Annotated in this window: 12 protein-coding genes and 2 pseudogenes; 5 read left to right on the forward strand and 9 right to left on the reverse strand. The window is 62.1% G+C overall.

The annotated features are described in order from the left end of the window. Nucleotides 1-8: 8 nt before the first annotated feature. Nucleotides 9-3,293 carry a UvrD-helicase domain-containing protein gene (locus tag ACYG9V_RS17860; RefSeq protein ID WP_352764940.1) on the reverse strand — a complete coding sequence of 1,095 codons (3,285 nt, stop codon included), beginning with the start codon at nucleotides 3,291-3,293 and terminating at the stop codon, nucleotides 9-11. Beyond that, the gene (locus tag ACYG9V_RS17865; RefSeq protein WP_352764942.1) at nucleotides 3,290-5,986 is read right to left on the reverse strand and encodes a PD-(D/E)XK nuclease family protein; all 2,697 of its coding nucleotides are present in this window, start codon (nucleotides 5,984-5,986) and stop codon (nucleotides 3,290-3,292) included. Before ACYG9V_RS17865 ends, ACYG9V_RS17860 begins: the two co-directional genes overlap by 4 nt. A gap of 55 nt (nucleotides 5,987-6,041) precedes the next feature. On the opposite strand from ACYG9V_RS17865, the gene ACYG9V_RS17870 reads away from it, so the two are divergent. Together ACYG9V_RS17870 and ACYG9V_RS17875 are read left to right on the forward strand one after the other, a co-directional pair. Then, nucleotides 6,042-7,829, forward strand: a complete 1,788-nt coding sequence (locus tag ACYG9V_RS17870; RefSeq protein WP_352764943.1) for an ATP-dependent nuclease — start codon at nucleotides 6,042-6,044, stop codon at nucleotides 7,827-7,829. Continuing rightward, nucleotides 7,822-9,603: an ATP-dependent helicase gene (locus ACYG9V_RS17875; RefSeq protein WP_352764944.1), complete on the forward strand. Its 1,782-nt coding sequence runs from the start codon at nucleotides 7,822-7,824 to the stop codon at nucleotides 9,601-9,603. The genes ACYG9V_RS17870 and ACYG9V_RS17875 overlap by 8 nt, the downstream gene beginning before the upstream one ends. Before the next feature lie 102 nt (nucleotides 9,604-9,705). Here the strand turns inward: ACYG9V_RS17875 and ACYG9V_RS17880 are convergent, their stop codons facing one another. From ACYG9V_RS17880 to ACYG9V_RS17895, 4 genes are all read right to left on the reverse strand, one after another. Further along, nucleotides 9,706-10,422, reverse strand: a complete 717-nt coding sequence (locus ACYG9V_RS17880; RefSeq protein WP_352764945.1) for a GIY-YIG nuclease family protein — start codon at nucleotides 10,420-10,422, stop codon at nucleotides 9,706-9,708. After that, nucleotides 10,419-10,823, reverse strand: a complete 405-nt coding sequence (locus ACYG9V_RS17885) for a hypothetical protein (RefSeq protein ID WP_352764946.1) — start codon at nucleotides 10,821-10,823, stop codon at nucleotides 10,419-10,421. The genes ACYG9V_RS17880 and ACYG9V_RS17885 overlap by 4 nt, the downstream gene beginning before the upstream one ends. A gap of 1,005 nt (nucleotides 10,824-11,828) precedes the next feature. Further along, the gene (locus ACYG9V_RS17890) at nucleotides 11,829-12,419 is read right to left on the reverse strand and encodes a BRCT domain-containing protein (protein ID WP_352764948.1); all 591 of its coding nucleotides are present in this window, start codon (nucleotides 12,417-12,419) and stop codon (nucleotides 11,829-11,831) included. Nucleotides 12,420-12,429: 10 nt separating this feature from the next. Further along, entirely contained in the window at nucleotides 12,430-13,047 is a 618-nt protein-coding gene (locus ACYG9V_RS17895) for a thermonuclease family protein (RefSeq protein ID WP_352764949.1), read from the reverse strand. Between the two features lie 828 nt (nucleotides 13,048-13,875). Between ACYG9V_RS17895 and ACYG9V_RS17900 the strand changes: the two genes are divergently transcribed. The 3 genes and pseudogenes from ACYG9V_RS17900 to ACYG9V_RS17910 all read left to right on the forward strand — a co-directional run. Continuing rightward, complete coding sequence (locus tag ACYG9V_RS17900) at nucleotides 13,876-14,781, forward strand: tyrosine-type recombinase/integrase (RefSeq protein WP_352764951.1); 906 nt, start codon at nucleotides 13,876-13,878, stop codon at nucleotides 14,779-14,781. Between the two features lie 3 nt (nucleotides 14,782-14,784). After that, nucleotides 14,785-15,630 (forward strand): annotated as a pseudogene (locus ACYG9V_RS17905) (IS91 family transposase); the annotation flags it as partial. Nucleotides 15,631-16,798: 1,168 nt separating this feature from the next. After that, nucleotides 16,799-17,101 (forward strand): annotated as a pseudogene (locus tag ACYG9V_RS17910) (transposase); the annotation flags it as partial. 548 nt (nucleotides 17,102-17,649) lie between these two features. Here the strand turns inward: ACYG9V_RS17910 and ACYG9V_RS17915 are convergent. From ACYG9V_RS17915 to ACYG9V_RS17925, 3 genes are read right to left on the reverse strand one after another with little or no spacing between them, the layout of a single operon-like run. Further along, on the reverse strand, nucleotides 17,650-18,423 hold the full coding sequence (locus tag ACYG9V_RS17915; RefSeq protein WP_352764953.1) for an ATP-binding protein: 774 nt from the start codon (nucleotides 18,421-18,423) through the stop codon (nucleotides 17,650-17,652). Beyond that, nucleotides 18,420-19,028, reverse strand: a complete 609-nt coding sequence (locus ACYG9V_RS17920) for a hypothetical protein (protein ID WP_352764955.1) — start codon at nucleotides 19,026-19,028, stop codon at nucleotides 18,420-18,422. Before ACYG9V_RS17920 ends, ACYG9V_RS17915 begins: the two co-directional genes overlap by 4 nt. Continuing rightward, complete coding sequence (locus tag ACYG9V_RS17925; RefSeq protein ID WP_352764956.1) at nucleotides 19,025-20,302, reverse strand: dsDNA nuclease domain-containing protein; 1,278 nt, start codon at nucleotides 20,300-20,302, stop codon at nucleotides 19,025-19,027. Before ACYG9V_RS17925 ends, ACYG9V_RS17920 begins: the two co-directional genes overlap by 4 nt. Between the last annotated feature and the right edge of the window lie 65 nt (nucleotides 20,303-20,367).

Here is a 20,367-nt window from a genome sequence, read left to right on the forward strand (position 1 = left end):
TGATCCCGTCACGGCGGGACAACCCACGCGATCTCCCCGCTTGTCAGGTAGACGATTGCGCCACGCACGGCACCGGTCGCAGACAGGTAGTCATGCAGCTGCCGCACATGTGCTTCGCGCACAGCAGGTGCGGGATGGACGTCGGATTTCCAATCGATGGCAGCGTCGACACAGTCTTCGATGATCGCCAAAGCGTCGGCCCGCCCGGCAATAAGGCTCGCCTCGTCGCGCCCCCAGATTGCGGTTTCGGGCACAAGGTGAGGCCGCAGTTCGGCAATCTGCGGCAAAGCGAGCCCGCGGAGCGCCGCTGCTCCCATCTCATAAGGATCGGGCTGAGGTTCATCGTCATTTACGTCGGTCACCAATTGATTGAGCAGTTCGCGAGCGCGGTCAACGCTTGCACCGAGTTCTCCCGCGAGCTCACCGGTAAGAAGCTCTTCCATCAGCTTGTGAAGGATGACGCCGCGGCGGGCGCCGGCACCGACGACCTCGAAATGCTCAATGTGGCTCTCCGAAGTTACGACGCCCTCGAGAGGGTCGCCGAGTCGATCGGCATCATGTTCGCTGGGCCGGCGCCACACTATCGGCGGCGCGCTTTCCTCGACGCACCGCTGCTCGGCGGCAAAAATATCAGAAGACTGCTCGTTGGTCAGAGACGCCGGTCCCGGCATTTCGCGCCGCGCAAAGGACGTAAGGTCCAGCTCGGGAATGTCCAGCTGACGCAGGTCTATCGAGCTGAACCAGGAATCTTTGGACGCCTGGGGGATGTGGGGAAGGATCAGGAGATCCCGTGCCCGCGTGCAAGCCACGTACCAGATACGCTCACGTTGATTGGCATCCTCCAGGCTTTCCGCGGCGCGCGCTGCAGCCAGCTCCGGCGGCGCGACGCCCCCCAGCATCCAGTGCAACGTGTTGTCGGACTGCCGATGCACGAACTGATCCGGCCGGTAGAGTTCGGTCGTCGAATTAACTGGAATGACGATTGGCCACTCCAATCCCTTAGCGCTATGAATGGTGACGATCTCGACGGCATCCTTGGCAGCATCGATGCGTCCTTCCTGCGCCCGGGCCTTGCGCTCCCAATCTTCCTGCAGATCGCGAATGAAAGCGCGCAAGCCAGCGATCGAGTAGCCGCGCGCTCTCTCGATCAATGCGTCGAGGTTGACGAGCGCGCGGGCATTCCTGTTGCGATGTCGCGCTGCCATGATCACGCGAACATTCAGGCGTTCGATGGCCTCCGCCAAAATCAGGCTCGGGGTTACGATTGAGGCGCGCCGACGAAGCCGCTGCAACTCGACGAGGATTTCTCTGGCGACAGCATGCTGCACGAGCTCTGGATCCGTCCGCACAGTGAAAAAGCGTTGGCCGTCGGCTTGCTCGACAAGGGCTGAGGTGATGTCCAGCAGTTCCTGTTCGCTCAGGCCCACCAGCGGCCCTCGCATCAGCGCGCCAAAGGCCAGCGTGTCGGAGGAATCCGCCAGGACCCGTAGCAACGCCAGAATGTCCTGCGTCTCCTGCCGCCGCATCAGAGTCTGGCCGGCTTGCGAGGATACCGCGAGGCCGCGCTGCTCAAGCGCGCGCTCGTAACGCCACAGCTCCGTGTGTCCCGGAGAGAGCAGCGCGATGTCGCCGGCCTGCAGCGGAGTGGATGTCTTGTCCGCACGTTTTATCGACACATTGCCGATCAAGGCAGCGCAAATGTCGGCAACGCGCTCGGCTTCGGTCTCGCGAAACATTTCCGCGTAGATGCGACCCTCGGTAGCCACCTCGACGGTGAAGCGGGCGACACAGGGAAGCGGGTGCGACGCTTCGAAGAGGGTCGGTGCGAGCGCGACATATCGGGGCTGCGAGGGCTTGGCAAAGACCGGCTCGAAGCAGGCGTTGACATGCTCGATGATCGGTTTCAGCGATCGGAAATTAGCGGTGATCTCAAGCACCGCACCATGATCCTGGCCGTCGATCAGCTGGCGGCAGAGTTCGTAGGCTTCGATGTCGGCGCCGCGAAAGCGATAGATCGCCTGTTTCGGATCGCCGACGAGGAAGAGCGCTCCGGACCGTAGCTCCGACTTCTCCCATTGTCCTGGCCGCGCTTGGGTCGCGGCGATCGAGAACAGGATCTCGTTCTGGATGCCGTCGGTGTCCTGGAACTCATCGACCAGGATGTAGCGATAGCGCTGGCCGATGGCCTGGCGCACCTCGTCATGGTCGCGGACCAGCGAGCGGACGTGAATCAACAGATCGTCGAAATCCAGGACGGCGGCAGCGCGCTTGCGCGCCTGATAGCTTTCCAGCAACTGGTCGAGGGAGGTCGACAGCGAGCACACCAACGTGCTGGCGATATGACCGACGAGCTCGCTCCAGGCGGTGACGACGGTTTCATAAAGCTCCCTGCCATCATTTGAACCGACATCATTGCGGTGAGCGCCGAAGCCCCGCGCAGCCTCATCGTAGGTTTTTAGCTGCAGGCCTTTGCGCTCGAAGAGAAGGCCGGTTCCCGGATCGCAGAGGCGCCACAGGGCTCGGAAACTCTCTTTGCTTGCGAGGCAGTCATGATATCGCTGCGCAAGCCCGCGCAATTCGTGCGCGATGTCGGAAAGCCATTTGTCGGGTTCGGCGCTCGTCTGCCACCGGTCGAAATCGTCGACCGCCTGGACGAAATCAATGTCGGGCCGCGCGCCGGCGGACGGACGGATCGGTTGGGCGTCGGGATGCTTGCGCCGAAGGTTCGCGAGTTCACGGATGAGATCCACCACCTGAAGCGGAATCTCTTCAGCCAATACGACAATCGGGTCGCCTTCCGCGGCATCGGCCGCGAGCCGATGCGAAAACCACGCCGACAGCTCCGCCATAAATAGATTGTCGGCGACGGTGGCATCGACCACACGGGCGCCGGGGTCGAGCCCGGCCTGGACGCCATGGCTGCGGATGACCGACTGGCAAAATCCGTGAATTGTCGTCGCCGTGAGCTCGTCGAGCCGGGGAAAGGCGACGACAAGCGCCTCGCGCTGCTGCCCCGAAAGGCCCTGCGGAAGAACCGCCTCAATGAACGCGGGAACATCGCCCGCCAGCAGCTTATCGACCGTTTGCCTGATCCGGCGCGCGAGCTGGCTCGCGGCGAGCTCGGTAAAGGTGATGGCGGCGATCTCGCCAGGGTGGCGGCCGGCCGCCAGCATCATCGCCACACGACCGGCCATCAGCGAGGTCTTGCCCGTTCCCGCGGCCGCTTCGACCAACAGGATCGAGGAAAAATCGGTCATGGCCTGGCGCCGGGCCTCCTGATCGGCGAGCGTCATGTCGAGGCACTCCAGAGCTTGTTGAGCGGCTGGTTGGCTGCCCGGAACTCTGAAGCCTTGCGGCGCAGATAAGTCTCGCGATCGGCAGGAAGCGCGAGGCGCATATCGTCGTAATCGGCGTCCTGCTCCCAATGCGGCGCGATCCGGCCGCTGCGCAGGATGGTCATGGCCGCCGACAGAAAACCCGCCGCCTCGCCGACCACCGCATCGAGCTCGTCGCCCTTGAGCTCGAAGATTGCCGGATCGTCGGCGAGATAGACCAGGCGCGCCACCACGGTCCTGACTTGAGGCAGCAGCGCACGGGCCGCGATCGCATAAAGAACGCGCTGCAGCTCTCGCCCCTGGCCCAACGCAATGCGTTGATGTCTCGGAGGCGGCTTCGCGCTCTTGTAGTCGGTGATCCGAGCGCCATCGCCGGTGGCGCGAATATCGAGCCGATCCATGCGGCCGCCGAACACCAGGCCAGTCTGCTCGATCGGGACCGTGATCGTCGTGTCCCACGGCGCGCCTTCCCCGGCGCCGTCGCCTTGCCCGAACGGCACCTCCGTCCAACTGCGCGTATCGGATCTGACCTGATCATCGGCGGCGAGGCCTCTGGCAGTGCGACGCGCGGCCTCGCTCACCGTATGCCGCCACAGGATGGGTGGCGGAACGGAACGCTGTAGTGGCCATGCGTGCAGGATCGCCGTCGAAGCATCGGCGATCGCGGCTTCGATCTCATCGGCGGTGGCGCGGGCAAATCCCGGCGTCGGCTCGAGCGCTATGATTGCGCCGCTGATCAGCTCATGAACCAGTTCGCCAAAGGAGGCCGCACCGAGCTGCAGCGGGTCGGATAGGAACCGGACAGAGCGCCAGCCCAGAGCGTAACGCCAGACGAACCCGAGCGGATCTCGCAACAGCCTCTGGAGCGATGTCGTCGACTGAACCCGCGTCAAGGCCCTCTCAATCGCCGGATGATTGGCTCCTGAAAGGCCGTCATGCGGCGTCAATATCGAAGGCCGTTGCCAGTTGCGCCAGCAAAGCTGGCTTTGGCGAACATGGGCGAGTTGGCCGGCCTCGCGGGGTCTCGCCAAAAGCCGGTCCGCTTCGCTGAAAGCATGTTCCGGAATGCGATCGCGCTTGTACACGATCTCTGCCGAAGGCCAGAGCGAGCTGGGTGACAGAACGCCGCCCTTGGGGTTGCGCAGCGAGCGGGACAAGACGAGTTGTTCATGGGTGTGCGCCTGGATGACCTCGAAATGGCGCCGGTCGCGCTCGGCGACCCCCACGGGATGAAGCCTGCGGCGGTCGACCAAATGGTGCGGCAGCAGCGGGTCGTCGTTTTCCGAACGCGGCCAGGATCGGCTGGTGAGGCCGAGCAGCCGCGTGTACGGGCGCGGACATGCGGCCAGTTGCGATGCGGGGCACCAGACGACGCTGTTGGCCGGATCACGCTGGTCGGCGACGCGCAGCGCTTGCAACGAGAGCGCGATGGCTTGTGCCGGGGCGCTTCGCAGAGCCTCCTCCCACATCGCCAGGCTGGCGCCGCTTAGCAACCGCGCTCCGGCCTCTGCCGCTATGTCGGCGCCGCGCGCGAGGAGTTCGAGAACGGGAAGCAGGATTTGCTCGGCCAATTCGCCGTCGTCTCGCCGCGGCCTCGCCGCGGCCAGAACTTCTCGCCACTGGTCGAGGCTGCGCAAGCCGGCGCTTCGCGGGATTGCGGCGAACCAGTCCGGCGGCAGCCGGCTGGCGAACGGGTGCGCGGGGAGGCGCCGGATCAAGCGCCAGACCCGTTCCTGGTTGAGCCCCTTTGCGAGAATGTCGGCCAGGGCGGCACAGGCCTGGCCCTCCGGCGTGCTCAAAGCGGGCACCCCATGAGAGAAATGCAACGGCAATCCGGCACTTCTCGCATAGGCCAGAAAGTGATCGTCCCACTCCTGTGTCGAAGTCGCGGCGATCGCGATGTCTCGCGCTTGCACCTTTCCGGTCGCCAGCAACTGCCGAGTCCAGCGCAGCGCCTCGATAACCTCCGACTTCGGGTCTGCGCTCGCCTCGGCGGATTTACGGACCGGAGTAGTCGCAGCCCTTCTTTGGATCGACCCTCTAAACCATGCGTGCTTGGCAGGCGCCGGCAGTTCCCAAGTGATGTCGGTGACGCGAGCGAGGTCATTGAGAAGAGACATCCAAAGCGGATCGACGTCCACCACTCCCGAAAGCGTGACCGGACCCAGCAGGCTACGCGCACGATCGATCCGCCTGGCGGCTGCATCACGAAGATCGCGCGGCAGCATATGCGCGGGTGGGATGTGATCGCGAACGTAGGTCTCGACGCGATGAAGATCGTCAAACCTCGGCACCTCGCCTGCCAATGACGACAGATCGAGATCCGCCCGCCAGGCGCAATCGAGCGCGTGCAGGACCGCACGCGGCATCCCCGGCAACGCCGCCACCATTCCGATATCGCCAAAGCTTTCGGAAGCTAGCGCGGCCTGGATTGCCGGATAGAGAACATCGGTGCCGGCAGGTGTGGCAAAACCACCAACCAGCCGCGCCGCAAGCAGAGGCAGAGTTACGATCTCGCGACCGATCGCTCCGTCCCGCGCCGCAGCGGCGCGGGCGCTGCGAAGCGCCAATATACCATCAACGACGTAAGTGGAGCGACTCGGCATCGTGTTTTCGTGTTGTTGTTCCAACAGGGCACTGTGATCGCCCAAGATCACCGGCTATTGAAGCTTAGGCAAAGAAAAACTTCGGGCATTGGGGACGGAAATGTGGCTGAGCAAGCTGAGCATCAGGAATTTTAGGAACTTCCAGTCGATCGACGTCGCGCTGGCCGGCAATGTCGTACTGCTCGGCGAGAACCGTGTTGGCAAGAGCAATCTGCTCTTCGCCATTCAGCTCATCCTCGATCCGACCCTGCCCGATTCGGCACGGCAACTGAAGCTGACCGATTTCTGGGATGGCGGGCCGGCCGACTATACCGCGCCCATCGAGGTGCATCTGGAAATCTCCGATTTCGCCACGGACATGGCGCTGACCGCGCTGTTGACCGATTTCCGGGCGCCCCATGATCCGACGATCGCACAGCTTAGTTATGTCTTTCGCAAGAAGTCGGACGTTACGGGCCCGCCGCAATCCAGCGCCGACTGCGAGTTCCTGGTCTTCGGTGGTGGCGATGAAACGCGATCGCTGCCGAGCAAAGTGCGCCGCCGCATTACGATCGATCTGCTCGACGCCTTGCGCGACGCCGAAGGCCAGCTCGGTAGCTGGCGAGCCTCTCCGCTGCGCCATCTCCTCGAAGAGGCCGTCTCGGGCATTAGCCGCCCCGAACTCGACGCCGTGGCGGCCGAGCTCGACAAAGCGAGCAAGGCGCTTGAAACCTTTCCGACCATGAAGACGCTTGAAGATGAACTGCGCGCCGGTATCGCCTACCTGTCCGGAAAGGCGCATGACATCGACGCCCGTTTGAGATTCGCGCCCGCCGACCCGCTTCGCCTTTTCCGGGCTATCGCGATGTACATAGACGGCGGCAAGCGCGGCATCGCGGAGGCCAGCCTCGGATCGGCGAACGTTGCTCTGCTGGCACTGAAGCTTGCGGAATTCGCGTGGCGCCGGAAGAAGAACGAACGCAATTTCTCGCTGCTGTGCATCGAGGAGCCGGAAGCCCATCTTCACCCGCACCTGCAGCGATCGGTTTTTTCCAAGCTGCTTGGTAATGCTGAGGCCGCTCAGGCCATGATAGTCACTAGCCACTCGCCCACCCTGGCTGCGGTCGCCCCGTTGCGGTCACTCGTCCAGCTCAAGAGGAGAGGGGGCGCGACGCAGGCATTCTCATTGGCGCATCTTCCGGTGACACCCGACGAACTTGACGATCTCGAGAACTATCTCGACGCGACACGCGCCGAGTTGCTGTTCGCGCGTGGCGCCATCTTTGTCGAGGGCGATGCGGAAGAGGCGCTCATGCCCGTCTTCGCGTCGTCCCTCGGCCATTCGCTTGACGATCTCGGTATCACCGTCTGCAACGTCGCCGGCACGAACTTCCGCCCCTATGTCAAGCTCGCCGAGGCGCTGGCGCTGCCCTATTGCGTCATCACTGACTGGGATCCTCTGGACGGCACCAAACCGCCTCTCGGCAAGAAACGCACTATGGATCTCTGGGCAGACATGCTCACCATCCGCGGCAAGCCCCCACTGACGCCGGCGCAACTGGCGGAGTGGGAGGGAAAGGACTATGCGGCATTCAGTGCCGGTGCGATGACGACCAGCCTCTTTCTCAACGATCGGACCTTCGAAGTCTCCGTCGCCAACACGCCCGCCCTGTTGGGCCCGCTCCTCGACATCCTCAGCGACCAGGATTTCGGGTCCGTGCGGACCAAGCGAATTGCCGACTGGCGTGCAGGCACGCCAGTCGATGCCGAGCAGCTGCTCGCGATGGTTGGAAGCGTCGGCAAGGGACGACTCGGTGCCCGGCTGGCGAAAAAAGCCGCTGGTCTCCCACCGCCCCCCTACATCGCCGCCGCACTCGCCGCGCTCGTCACGCTGGTCTCCAATGCTTAGCGACCGGGCCCTTGTTCAGGCGTTGGCTGACCTAAAGGGCAACCCGGAGCAGGCGGCCGCGGTCGTGGAGAAGGGTCATTGCGTAGTGCTGGCCGGTCCGGGGAGCGGGAAGACCAAGACGCTGACGACGGCGATGGCGCGCGGGCTGATCCAAGATATTCCCGAACCGCGTGGTGTTGCCTGTATTACCTACAACAACGACTGCGCGATCGAACTGGAAACGCGGCTCGCCCGCCTCGGGATCACGCCGGGCGACCGCGCTTTCATCGGCACCGTGCACAGTTTCGCGCTGAGCCAGGTTATCAGCCCCTACGCGCGTTGCGTACCCATTGGGCTTCCGGCAGACTTCAAGGTCGCAAGCAAGTCGCAGATGAAAGCGACGGTCGAAACGGCCTACAGGAACTCGATCGGCGGGTACGGCAACCCGCACGACCGATGGAAGTTCGCTTCGGAAATGCGCCTTCGCGATGTCGACCGCACGCGGCCTGAATGGCGGGGACACAATCCGGAGCTGGCCGATTTCATCGAAGCGTACGAGGCGGAACTGCACCGGCAAGGCTTGATCGACTTCGACGACATGCCCCTGATCGCCTATCGCATGATCAAGGAAAATGGCTGGATTCGCGACGCGCTTCGCGCTCGCTTTCCTATATTGTTTGTGGACGAATACCAGGACCTGGGCCACGCGCTGCATGAACTCGTCCTGGTGCTCTGCTTCGAAGGCGGAATTCGGCTCTTCGCGGTCGGCGACACCGACCAATCGATCTACGCCTTCGCCGGCGCCAATCCCGAATTGCTCGAAAGCCTGACGCGCCGGCCCGATGTGCGTACGATCAGGCTTCGCTTCAACTATCGATCCGGTGCAAAGATCATCCGCGCGTCGCTCGGCGCGCTTGGCGAGGAGCGCGACTATCATGGCATCGACGGCGCGCCCGACGGCGATCTGAACTTCTGGCCGGTTCCCTACGGACACGACAATCAGGCTGAAGCGGTCGCCAACACGATCATTCCCAAGCTTGTGGAGCAAGGGTTCGAGCTCGGAACAATCGCGGTTCTTTATCGGGCCGCCTGGCTCGGGGACAAGGTGGCGGCCGCCTTGAAAGAGGCGGGGATCCCTTTTGTCCGGACCGACATGAATGCGCTGGTCAAGCGAAGTTCCCGGCTGGCGCGCTTCATCGAGGAGTGCGCTCGCTGGATCACCGGCGGCTGGCGCGATGCCGAACCGCCATACGCGCGGTTGCTGTCGCAAGCGCTGACGCTGGTCTATGGGCGCCACGCCAGCGAACGCGAGGAGCAGGAGTTGTCCGTGCAACTCATGGAGTTTCTCAACGCGTCGCTCGCAAGCGTCGAGACGACCCACGTCTGGCTCCAGCGCTTTTCTCGTGAACTTGTTACGCCGTGGCGCAACATTGCGCGCAACTCCGAACAGGAATGGGACGTCTGTGGGGAAATGATCGCCAACACCGATCCGGCCCGAGACCTCGATCTTCCCCTCGCGCACTTCGCCGGGCGGGTCGAGGGATCAGGTCGCGTCAACCTGAGCACCCTGCATAGCGCCAAAGGCAGGGAGTTCGATGCGGTCATCGTGTATGGAGTAAACGCTTCCGACATTCCGAGCACGCGCGACGAGCAAACTCCCGCGAGCCTTCGTGAGGCCAGGCGCTTGTTTTACGTCGGAGTGACGCGCCCGAAAAAACACCTCAGCCTGGTCTATCAGGAACACCACCACTCACCATGGGTCTTCGAGCTTTACCAGCGAAGTCAGCAGGATTGAATCCCGAGTAAATCGGCGTAGTATCAACCAGCTCCTCATCCGAGCTGTGCCCCTTATCCTGGCGGCCGATCTTCAGCCTGACGTTCAACATGCTCGACTCGTCTAAATCACTCGGGTATATGTCTGTCCGTCGATAACCCGTTGCACTTGCTCACGGTTCCGTGCGCCTATCCGTTCGGTGATGGTCTCAGCTGTATGGACCTTCGCAAGCTCCCGAATAGCCCGGACCTGCTCAACAGAGAGGCGGTCGTCTCGGCCGCAAATCTGGGCGACGGCCCAAGCGTCGTCCTTCCATTTTTCCGAGACCCAAGGGGCAGGAAGTCCCTTGCGGGGATGGTCACGTAACCAGTTTTCGAGAACACTGTCGCGCTCATCGGGCAGCGGCACGACTCGATCACGCAGCATGCCATTTTCACGAAGATATCGCAGACCCGACTTGCCTCCCGGGATCATATTGAGGCGCCGTTGGTCGTGCCAATGTCCATCCACCAGCCATTCGTCCGTGGCATAGAGCTGTTCGATATCATCGGTGATCGCCATGACCTTGTGGTGGATGTAGGTCACACGGCCAGCGTCTGTCTCTTCGCGAAGCTTTCGGTGAAACAGCAAGGGGCTACCGGTCTCCATCGCTCGTCGATGTTCCGCCCAGCGCTTCTGCCAGCTACGGGTCGTGACGCCGACATAGAAGAACCCATCGTCGGGATAAGACGACCCTGAACCGAAGATGTGCTGATAGAGAACGAAGCTCTTTCTCGGAAACGATTCCGGAGCCAGAAGGAGATGCGCTGGCGCTGAGAAGACCTGACTTGGATTCTTCACGCCGGGGATATGGGCGGAGAAATCCGGCGCGCCGCAGCTGCCAGCAGTGCCTGATCCTCAACGACATCAAGACGAATTGTCGGGCTAAGGGCAAGTTCGTTCTCCGCAAGAGCGTGACCCGAAAGAAACTGATCGGAACCCACCATCCGGTGTCCGAGCCTGACCTTCATCGGGGGTGCGATGAATATCGGCATGTCGCCGAGCGCAACAAAGTGGAGGACCGGAATGAGCTGACCCGGTTTCACCCGGATCGCCCCGCCTTTGCGCTTGGCCATTCCCAGCCAGAGTGCGCCATACTCCGATCGACACCATTGGCGCAGCAAGGTCTCAACATCGTGAAACCGGCGATGCATCGGTTTTGGCGCGAGATGCTCCCACCAGGCGCGATTGATCGAGACCACAAAACCTCCATTTCAATTGGTTTATGACGTCTGCTGAAACCGGACTTCTCCGATAAGGGCCGCCATTCGCGCTAAGTTCATGACGATCACCATGACGGCTGTTTCGACGGTCGGTCGCCGCACGCCGGCCCGCCATAGGCTTGCTCGACGCTCAGGTCAGAAGGACAGACGAGCGATGATCTTCGCTGGCCTCACTGCTCGGATCGAAGGTATTACGGCTTCTGGTACTTGGAAGGTCCTCAGGTTCTGAGCTTTGGATGTGGAGCCCGGTATCGCTGCCTCTGCGGAAGCAATGTCTTTTGCACTCACCCGCAGCGACTTGCAGGCTCCCTTCTCGTCCCAAAGATTCTTGGCAACCGCGCTTCCAACCGCCGCCGTATGGCAGTGGGTGCGACATCGTTCGGCGCGGCTTGGCGCGTCGCGATCAACGCCTTGATTGCCTCACCGAGGATCGCAGCGGAGTCGTCGAAGCCAACCCCGACGAACTTGATCGAACCTCTTCTCCGTGCTCCCGTCAACGATGCAGTGATGCGTAATGAAGATCCAGTCGTGGACCATGTAGGCTGGGGCGTAGCCCCAAGGCGACAGCCCTTTGAAGACCTGCGCGATCTTCGGGATTGAGCCGCCGTCCGTGTACATGAGGCCCGGCTTGATCGTGCTTCCTGGTGCTGCCGGATCTGCCCTGTGGAAGATCAAGGGATCCTGAGGGTCGGGCACGAACAGGGAAACTCCCGTCACCGGAAATGTTGCCTTCACCGACCCACATCACGAACAAGCTGCCGGATATCTCACCGGTGGTAAGCTTCTGGTAGTCTATGGAGCTGCACCCAGCTGCCGTTGCCAGTGCGAGCGCGATCACGCTCGTAAAGAAGCGACCTGTAAATCGCCGAGACAGGCGGATCTGATCGCTGAACGCATTGTGCCGCATCGTTTCACCTCGGTCGAATAGGGTGGTGATGGTATGAGACGCTGCCAAACGAACGAACGAAGTCAGAGAAAACCGACTCAGTGGCTCTCGGCGACAATCGAGATTGGCAACCCCTCGTCGCGCCAGGCGGTCGCTTTGAAAATCTTGTCGCCAAACGATGAGTGCTTCCAAGACTCCGTGGCGTAGGCACCGATCACGAGCACGTCGGTCTTTTGCGTCAAACTGCCGGCGCGGCCGCCACGATCCGCTATGGCCTGCTCGCAGTATTTTCGCTGGCCATAATTGAACGTCCCGGTGAAACAGTACGACCGACCTTCAAAGGTCAAATTCGGAGGCGGATTGCAAAGGGGTAGGGTGGTCGGCTTCAACACTTCCCCGAGTTCGAAATCTCGGTTCGAGAAGCTGTTCAACGTATCGAGAAGTTCGGTGTGTTCATCGGCATCGAGCACCCCGTCCGCAAGGATTTCATTGACCCGTCGGTACAAGGTCCGGACGATCGGCTGATCGCTAATCTCGACATTGGCGGCCAGCCACTTTTGAAGGAACTCGACTTCCGCCTTGTTGATACTTCCGTCTGCAGCGAGGCCGCGCGCTAACCCAATCAACTCATCGATCTGCCGCGAAGAAATACGATCGCCGCCGACGCGGTTGTAAAACTTGTCATCCATGGACCCCTCCCTAGCAAAGCGTCTCGCACGCTACCCCGTCACCATCCCTATCCAGCTTGCGGCCCCACGCACAGTTGTGCAGGTACCATTGGGCGTCTTCGCAGGAGCTGATTTGCGAGCAGTATCGCCGGGGCTCGCACGAAAGGCCGCGGCTTTGCGCGACCAGCTTGCGACTGATGATGCCGAGCGGCTGGCTCGACGGCGCAGCGCCGTCGCCATGCGATGCGCGCCAGTCCCAAGGCGCGTCGAACTTGCCAACCCATAGACCAAGTCTCGCCGCCTTGGCCTTTGCCTGCTGCGGCGCGTAGGCGCCGTTGCTGTAGTGCGGCCAATCGAGCGCCTGGCCATGCTTTACCATCCACGCCGCCACGCTGGCGCCGTCGGCGCGCCGGCATTCGCCGACGAAGCGGTGATAGCGATCCCAAGTCACAAAGATGCATGCCAACGGCCTAGAGGCTGCGAGGAAGCTATCCAGCGCTTCGGCGGATCGCCGACCGCATGGATACTCGAAGCCTTTGGCGTCGTCGCAATATTGCTTGCTCTCTGGCGCATCGATCCCGCTGAACCGAATGCGCTGGCCGCGGATCTCAATCGTGTCACCGTCAATGACGGACGCCACGCCGGTCATGGGGGCGGCCTTTGGCTCGATCCAGTTCGAAGGGGTCAGGTCTGGCAAGCGGTCACTATGCATCATGACCGTCTGAGCAGCTAAGGCACCGACTGCAGCAGCAGTGACGAAAATCAACCGTCGCGGGACACTTGCCCACCGCAGTGCACGAGAGCGTTGTGCTCCAGTGCGCTTGCGCCAGCGATTAGAACGGTTGTCGTAACGAGACCTATCCACACCCTATCTCCCCAAGCGGGAGAATGCTCCTAAATGTAGCAGAGGTCTAGCGAAGCCTATTTGCTGATGATTCCCTTAGGAGATCACGGTTTCACTTGCAGGCGCAACAAGTGTCAGTGCCGAGCCGAGGCTCGTTCCGAAGCCAATATGCTCTAGCTTAGGAACTGCCGCAGCATTGTGTGGAGTCGTGGGCTATTAGTTATTGTCTTCTACCGGCGCACTTCGGCCATTTTATGTGCCATGGGTGTGCCCTCCGTTGACCGTGAGAAGCTCGCAGGAATCGAGATGGCCTTCAAGATCGCTTGGCCACTGCCAACAGGTGTTTTGCGTCTCGTTGGGCTACGTAATCGGCGTCAGCATTCCTGAGGATGCGAGCGAGCTGCGATCGTGGCGAGCCGTTTGATCAGCCACAATGTTTAGTCTGGATAACCCCTCCGGACAATGGATCGCGGCGTACGCGGGTCCGATTTCGACGGCAGCTTTGCGCCTCGTTGCACGAACCCGCTCCGCGGGAGGGGCGCCTCGTTCTGCGATGGCGCGATATTCATAGACCTTGAGCGGGTAGAGGCGTCGATCTGACCATGGAGTTCCCTTCAACGAGAGGAACTCGCCATGGCTACTCTGTCGACCGATGCACCAATCTCTCCGCTTCGCCAGCGCATGCAGCACGACATGCTCATGCGTGGCCTGGGCTCCCATACCCAGCAGGACTATGTTCGTCACGTCCGGCGCTTCGCTGTGTTCCTTGGCCGCTCGCCCGACACTGCGACGGCTGAGGACATCCTTCGATTCCAGCTGCATCAGCATGAGAGCGGCGTCGGCCTTGCGACGATCAATGGCGCGGTCTCAGCCTTGCCGTTCCTGTTCCTCGTGACGCTGAAGCGGCGAGATCTGGCGCGTGCGCTGGTGATCATGAGGTATCAGCGCAAGCTCCCCGACGTGCTGAGCGTGGAGGAAGCGGCGCGCCTGCTCGAAGCCGCACCAGGCATCAAGTACAAGGCCGCACTCGGCGTCGCCTATGGCGCGGGCCTGCGCCTGTCCGAGGTTGCACACCTCAAGGTCGACGATGTCGATAGCACGCGCATGCTGATCCGCGTCAAGCAGGGCAAGGGCCGCAGGGACCGTAATGCGATGCTCTCACCGCAACTGCTTGAACTGCTGCGGCTATGGTGGCGCGAAGGCAGGCGGCGCGGGGTGATGCTCCCGCATGGCTGGCTGTTTCCGGGGCGCAGCTGCACGGCGCCGATCTCGTCGCGGCAATTGCACCGCGCGGTCCAGGAGGCAGCCGAAGTCGCCGGCATCCGCAAACGCGTCAGCCCGCACACGCTGCGCCACAGCTTCGCCACCCACCTGCTCGAACAGGATGTCGACATCCGCGTCATCCAGGTGCTGCTTGGCCACAGCAAGCTCGATACGACTGCGCTTTACACCAAGGTCTCGACGCGGACGATCCATGCGGTCGCAGGGCCGCTCGACCGGCTGATGGCGCTGATGGAAGGCAAGACGCCGCCCGGCTGAGCCGTGCGCACCTCTGTCGAGGTCGCCGACATCTTCCGTGCTGCCGGCCCCGCCTATCGGGCCGCCCATGCAGGTCACCTGAGCCTCATCCAGTTCAAGGTGATGTCGGCGATCGAGCATTGCCGCACCGCAGCGCTCGGCGGTCACGTCGAGGCCTGCGAGGACTGCGGCCAATGGCGGATCGCCTATAACTCCTGCCGCAACCGGCACTGCCCGAAGTGCCAGGGCGCGGCCGCGCGGACATGGCTGGCTGAGCGCGAGGCCGACCTGCTACCGGTCGGCTACTTTCACGTCGTGTTCACGCTGCCCGCCGAGATCGCCGACATTGCCTTCCACAACAAGGCGCTGGTCTACGACCTGCTGTTCAAGGCGGCATCGGAGACGATGCTGACGATCGCCGCCGATCCCAAGCATCTCGGCGCACGCATCGGCATCACCGCCGTGCTCCACACATGGGGCTCGGCAATGACCCACCATCCGCACGTGCACATGATCGTGCCGGGCGGCGGCATCGCACCGGACGGGAAACGCTGGGTCTCGTCGCGCCCGGCGTTCCTGCTCCCGGTGCGAGTGCTTGGGGCGCTGTTCCGCCGACTGTTCCTGACCCGGCTGGTCGCGCTGCACGACGCCGGCTGTCTCACCTTTTTCGGGTCGATGGCGCACTTCACCGAGCGACGCGCCTTCCTGCGCCAGCTTGCTGCCGTCCGGAAGAAGCGCTGGGTTGTCTACGCCAAGGCGCCGTTTGCCGGGCCGGATGCGGTGCTCGCCTACCTGTCGCGCTACACGCATCGGGTCGCGATCTCGAACCGCCGGCTGATCGCCTTCGACGAGAGCGGCGTCACCTTCCGAACAGCGCGCGCTGCCTCGATCGATAGCCTATCCAGGGCATTGGCGGAGGTCGGCATTGAGTCGGAGGCTCAAGTGACAGAGCGCGAGTCGGGACTTCGCGAGTCGATAGTCAAGGTTACCGCAGAGCTGGAGATGCTGCGCAAGGGGCGCCGCGAGGACCAGACCACTCATGCCATCGACGAGCTGGCGAAGACGGCCCGGAGCCTAGGGTCTGATATCGCCAAGCTCGACCTTAACGCCGAGGAACTCCGCGCCATGCGGGACCGTCACGTGCGGCATCGCAACGAAATCGATATGCTTAGCCTGAAATTCCGGCGCTCCGCGGAGGCCCGCGAAATCCTCGGGGACGTTGCCTTTAGCGCCTGCCCGAGATGCACCCAAGCCCTGCCTGCCCGCTCAGCACAATGCTGCGACGTGTGCGGTCGGGAAGATCTGGTCGACTTAGCCGATCCCGCCGAACTCGCAGCCCTTGAGGCCGATATCGCCAGCCGATACTCCGAGCTCAAGGACGCCGTCGCAGCGATCGACAATAATCTTGCCAGAATGCGGGCACAGCGGTCGAACTTGCTGCAGACTAAGGATAAGGCCGAAGCCGACATCAATCGCGCCATCGCCGAGCAGGACTCTGCCTTTCTGTCGATGAGCCTGCTGAAGGAACGCGAGCGCGCCACGCTAGAGGCCGAATTGGCGAGCTTCGCCTGGCTACTGCGCCTACCCGTTTTGCTGCAGCAGCAGCGCGAAGCTCTCGCCCAAATCGTCGCCCTAGAACAGTCGAAGCGCGAGGCGCTCAAACAGGCACGCAGCAAAGCAGAGGCGGATCGCACAAGCCTCGATCGTTTCGCCGGCTATTTCCTAGATTGCCTAGTTCTGTCCGGGGTGCCGGGCATCAAGCGCAACGACCATGTCGAGTTGGACCCGCCCGACTTCTACCCGGCGATACTCAGCGCCGACCCCAGCGACCTCACCCGCTCGACATTCACCTCCCTTAGCAGCGGCGGCAAGAAGACCCTCTTCAAATGCTGCTTCGCGATCGCCCTGCACCGCATCGCGGCACAGCTTCACGCGCCTCTTCCCGAGCTCCTAATCGTCGACTCCCCGATGAAGAACATCAGCGAGCGGGAGTGTCGCTGCGCCGCCCGATGAGAACACCCCGAACGAACCGGACGACTTCCGCTACAGGGACTACCGTCGCGACGGCGCCGATCGGCAGAAGGTCATGACGCTCGCGACCGACGAGTTCATCCGCCGCTTCCTGCTCCATGTCCTTCCGCGCGGCTTCCATCGCATCCGGCACTACGGCCTGCTCGCGGGCTCCGCCCGCAAGGCTAGCCTCGCACGTGCCCGCGAACTGCTGAGCCCGCCGTGCCCGTGCTGCGGCGGACGCATGATCATCATCGAAGTGTTCGAACGCCGGAAGCCGCCGCGCGGACCGCCGGACACTTCGGCACCGAACTGGGAGACTTCCCCATGACCCGGCATGGCATGGTCCAGACTTCAGTCGCAGGCCCTCAGCCTTCGGCGACGGACCCACGCGCGTCCATGGTGATCATCGACGCCGAAGGGGACACGTCCAGTCGCGCGCCGGGTCGACAACACCCCGCGAAAACGCAACGAAGCGACCTGGCAGGATCCATAGCGGCGCTTCCCTCCGGCGGTCCGGACATCGCCGACATCAGCCGTAAATCGAAATCCCCATAGCCACCCTCGTGGCCCGCGGGTTCCTGCATGAGAGGCTTTCGTACGCCTGCCGGCACCCGAAACCCTTCACCATTCCGGCTGTTCGACCCACACCTACGACTTACCGAAAGCTGACATTGCTACTGTCTTAGCCTTGCAAGCGTAGCCTCAAGCACTCCCTAGGAGAGGGTCGTGCGCCAGTGATCAGATCGTGTCGGAGTCGCTCTCCAATCCGATAACGACTATTCGGACGCAAGCCGGGAAAGGTTCTCAATCCGATAGCGTGCTATTTGCCTCGGTAGTAGCGAATAAGGCACAGTTCGAAGGGTTCTATCGAATGCTCTACCAGCTCAACGCTGGAGAACTTCGGCAGACCCAGTTCATCTTGATCGACAAGGAGTTCTTCCCGCCACCCGGCGACTTCGCTGCCGGCATCACGAACCGGCACATGCAGCCGGATAGTGACGTACACCAGCCACTGATACGATTCGCCCGGAGCTGATCGAGCTCTGCTTCCAGATCAGCGACCCGCTCGTCATGGTAGCCGATGATGTAGCGGATCACGTCGCGACTCTTGAGCCGCATGTAGAATTCCGCCGATTCTTCTAGGTAAAAAAACGAACTGTCGATGTGGTCTTGATCGAGGTAGCAGTACCAAAGCAAGTCGCGCAATGACAAGCGAACGATCTTGCTGTCCGCCTTGGTCTTGCTCTTGCGCACACGCGGCGGGTTAATCTCCGATAGCCAGAATATTAAGTCCGATAAGCTCTCCACGCCCGTTTCCGGGATGACCTCGCCGGCAGCCACACGGGACGGGATGACGATCGAATAGCGACCTTGATCGTCCTCCCATGATGCAAAGACGTCGGCTGCGTCCCGGGCCCGCTCAATGCTGAGCGTAGCCCGTTCAAGCTCAAGGGTCAGGGTCGCCGAGACGAACTCGGACTGCAGCGCGGGGGACAGCTGGATAGTGCCCCCAAGACAGTAGTCGATCAGCCGGGCGATGCTCGACTTGCCCGCACCCATCTGCCCCCAGAAGTAGCTTAGCTTTGAGAAGTTGATCTGATCGTCGGCACGGCGCAGCGACAGTTTTAGGGATATGAGATTAAACTTCATTGCCGCTCTCCACTGACAGCGGAAGTCTCCGCCGCCGGGTCGCTGGCGCCGATCTCAGCGCCCCATTTCATGCCGGTGATTTCCGGGACGATCTCGTAGACGAAGTCTTTGAGTTTCGTGGCCGACATGGCGCCGACCGCTTTCATCAAGACGGCGCCTCGCGTCTCGAAGTCCTTGAAGGCCGGACGGTTGGCTAGATCGTCGGCCAGGGCGCGGCCGCGTTCAGTCAAGCCGATTTCGATCTTGCGGCCGCTGAGTGACAGGGTAATGAGGTCGCGAGATGATAGGAGGCTGAGCCAGCGCCGATAGCGTCCGTCCCACGGCCCGTAGCGGAACCGGATCATCTTCGTCTCGACGGTCGTGCGTTCTCGCGGCAGCACCGCCGCGTCGGCCGGCGACTTGTCTAGCGCCTCCAATGCCCGCTCCAGATAGACCGGGTATCGCAGCAGGAAGTCCAACTTTGCGAGTTTGGTTATGCCCTCGATTGGCTTCGGGGCACTCTTGCCGCGCTTGTCGGCGCTTCGCAGGAGCACCAGCAGGCGGGCGAGATGTAGACCGTCGGCGTTCTCGGCATCAGCCGCGGCCTTGAGGACGGAAAGGCTCACCCTTCTCCTCCATCGATCTGAAAACGGTCGCTCCACCACACGCGGCAATCGTCGGTCAAAAGCGCTGCGGTTCCCATAAGCAGTTCATAGGGCGCGCCTCCAAGCAAATCTTTCCGCTTGGTCTCCAAGCTGCGTAAACGGGTCGCCACGTCATTGAACATGGCCTGCCCGAATGGCGCGCCGGGGGTATGAAGCGCCATGTAGGATTCTAGGCATTCTCCGTGAACCGCCTCTTCCACTTGTCGTAGCTGGCGGGCCGCCGCCACGGGATCCTTGGCCTGCTCTTCCAGAAAATGATACTCTGCCGCCTGCTCGCGAGCCTTCATGTAGTCGACCAGGGCGCCGACGCCGCCGCGCGCCAGCTTCTGCTCCAAGATCCGCTTCGGCCGAACTTGACCGAGGCTGATGGTCGGCGAGCCTTGGTAGCGGAATGTGTCGCTGATCCTCGACACCGGGATCAAAGCCACATCAGCGATGATAATGCGTTTGGCCGTGATCACCGGATCGTCAATCGTCCCCGAGGCAACTTTCGCAAGGTGACGATCCGGGTCGACCACATACCGCGATGCGGCGCGGTGGAATCGGGCGACGAGGTCGTTGCAGAGCTCGCGGAGAGGATCCGGCGCGAGGTGCGCACATTCGCTTAGTCCGCCGATATGTTCTTGAGCGAGTGCTGCATCGAATTCTTCACGCGAGGGGCCTTTGACGATTTCGAGCCGGCGCAACACTTCGAAGAGATGCGCTTTCTCCGCGCCGAGCTCCGCCGCCAAGGCGTCGAAGGTGTTCCGAAATGGCGGCTGTATCCCGTCGGCTTCGCTGCAGGATCTCACGTGGTCCAGCATGAGGCGGGGGCAACGGCCGCGACGCTTGTCGTCCGTGCTGGCCGGTGTAACCGAATCCACGTCGGAGTTAGACACGAATACGAACTTCCCGACCTGGCCGGGAAATGCAGTCACGAGATCGACGAAGCGTCCGAGCGACTTGGTGAGGGCGGCGGACGCAAGCGTCCAAGCACCGTTTTCAGGTCTTGATGTCTTGATCTGGTAGCCGTCGAAGAGGCCATCGGGCCGTTCGGCCAGGAAGTCTTCGTGGTGTTCACAATACAGGGCGATGTAGTTGAGCGCGCCGCGCCTCACCGCTGCCAGAATCACCACGCCATACTGATGTTGGTAGCGAAAGTTGCGTTCAGTTTCGTCGCCTGGATCCCTGCTGGCAGTATTTTCCAGCCGAGCAGGGACTGTGACTTCCTGTACTTGAATGTCGCCGCTACTCAACCGAAGCGATCCGGATTTTTTGAAGCATAACTAGTCGCCCTCCCGCGCAGATAATTCTAATCAGA

Source organism: Mesorhizobium sp. W016 (assembly GCF_054719485.1).

Coding starts and splice junctions, on each gene's coding strand:
- ACYG9V_RS17870 (WP_352764943.1), top strand. CDS start 6,042: ATGTGGCTGAGCAAGCTGAGCATCAGGAATTTTAGGAACTTCCAGTCG.
- ACYG9V_RS17900 (WP_352764951.1), top strand. CDS start 13,876: ATGGCTACTCTGTCGACCGATGCACCAATCTCTCCGCTTCGCCAGCGC.
- ACYG9V_RS17915 (WP_352764953.1), bottom strand. CDS start 18,423: ATGAAGTTTAATCTCATATCCCTAAAACTGTCGCTGCGCCGTGCCGAC.
- ACYG9V_RS17860 (WP_352764940.1), bottom strand. CDS start 3,293: ATGACGCTCGCCGATCAGGAGGCCCGGCGCCAGGCCATGACCGATTTT.
- ACYG9V_RS17890 (WP_352764948.1), bottom strand. CDS start 12,419: ATGGATGACAAGTTTTACAACCGCGTCGGCGGCGATCGTATTTCTTCG.
- ACYG9V_RS17895 (WP_352764949.1), bottom strand. CDS start 13,047: ATGACCGGCGTGGCGTCCGTCATTGACGGTGACACGATTGAGATCCGC.
- ACYG9V_RS17875 (WP_352764944.1), top strand. CDS start 7,822: ATGCTTAGCGACCGGGCCCTTGTTCAGGCGTTGGCTGACCTAAAGGGC.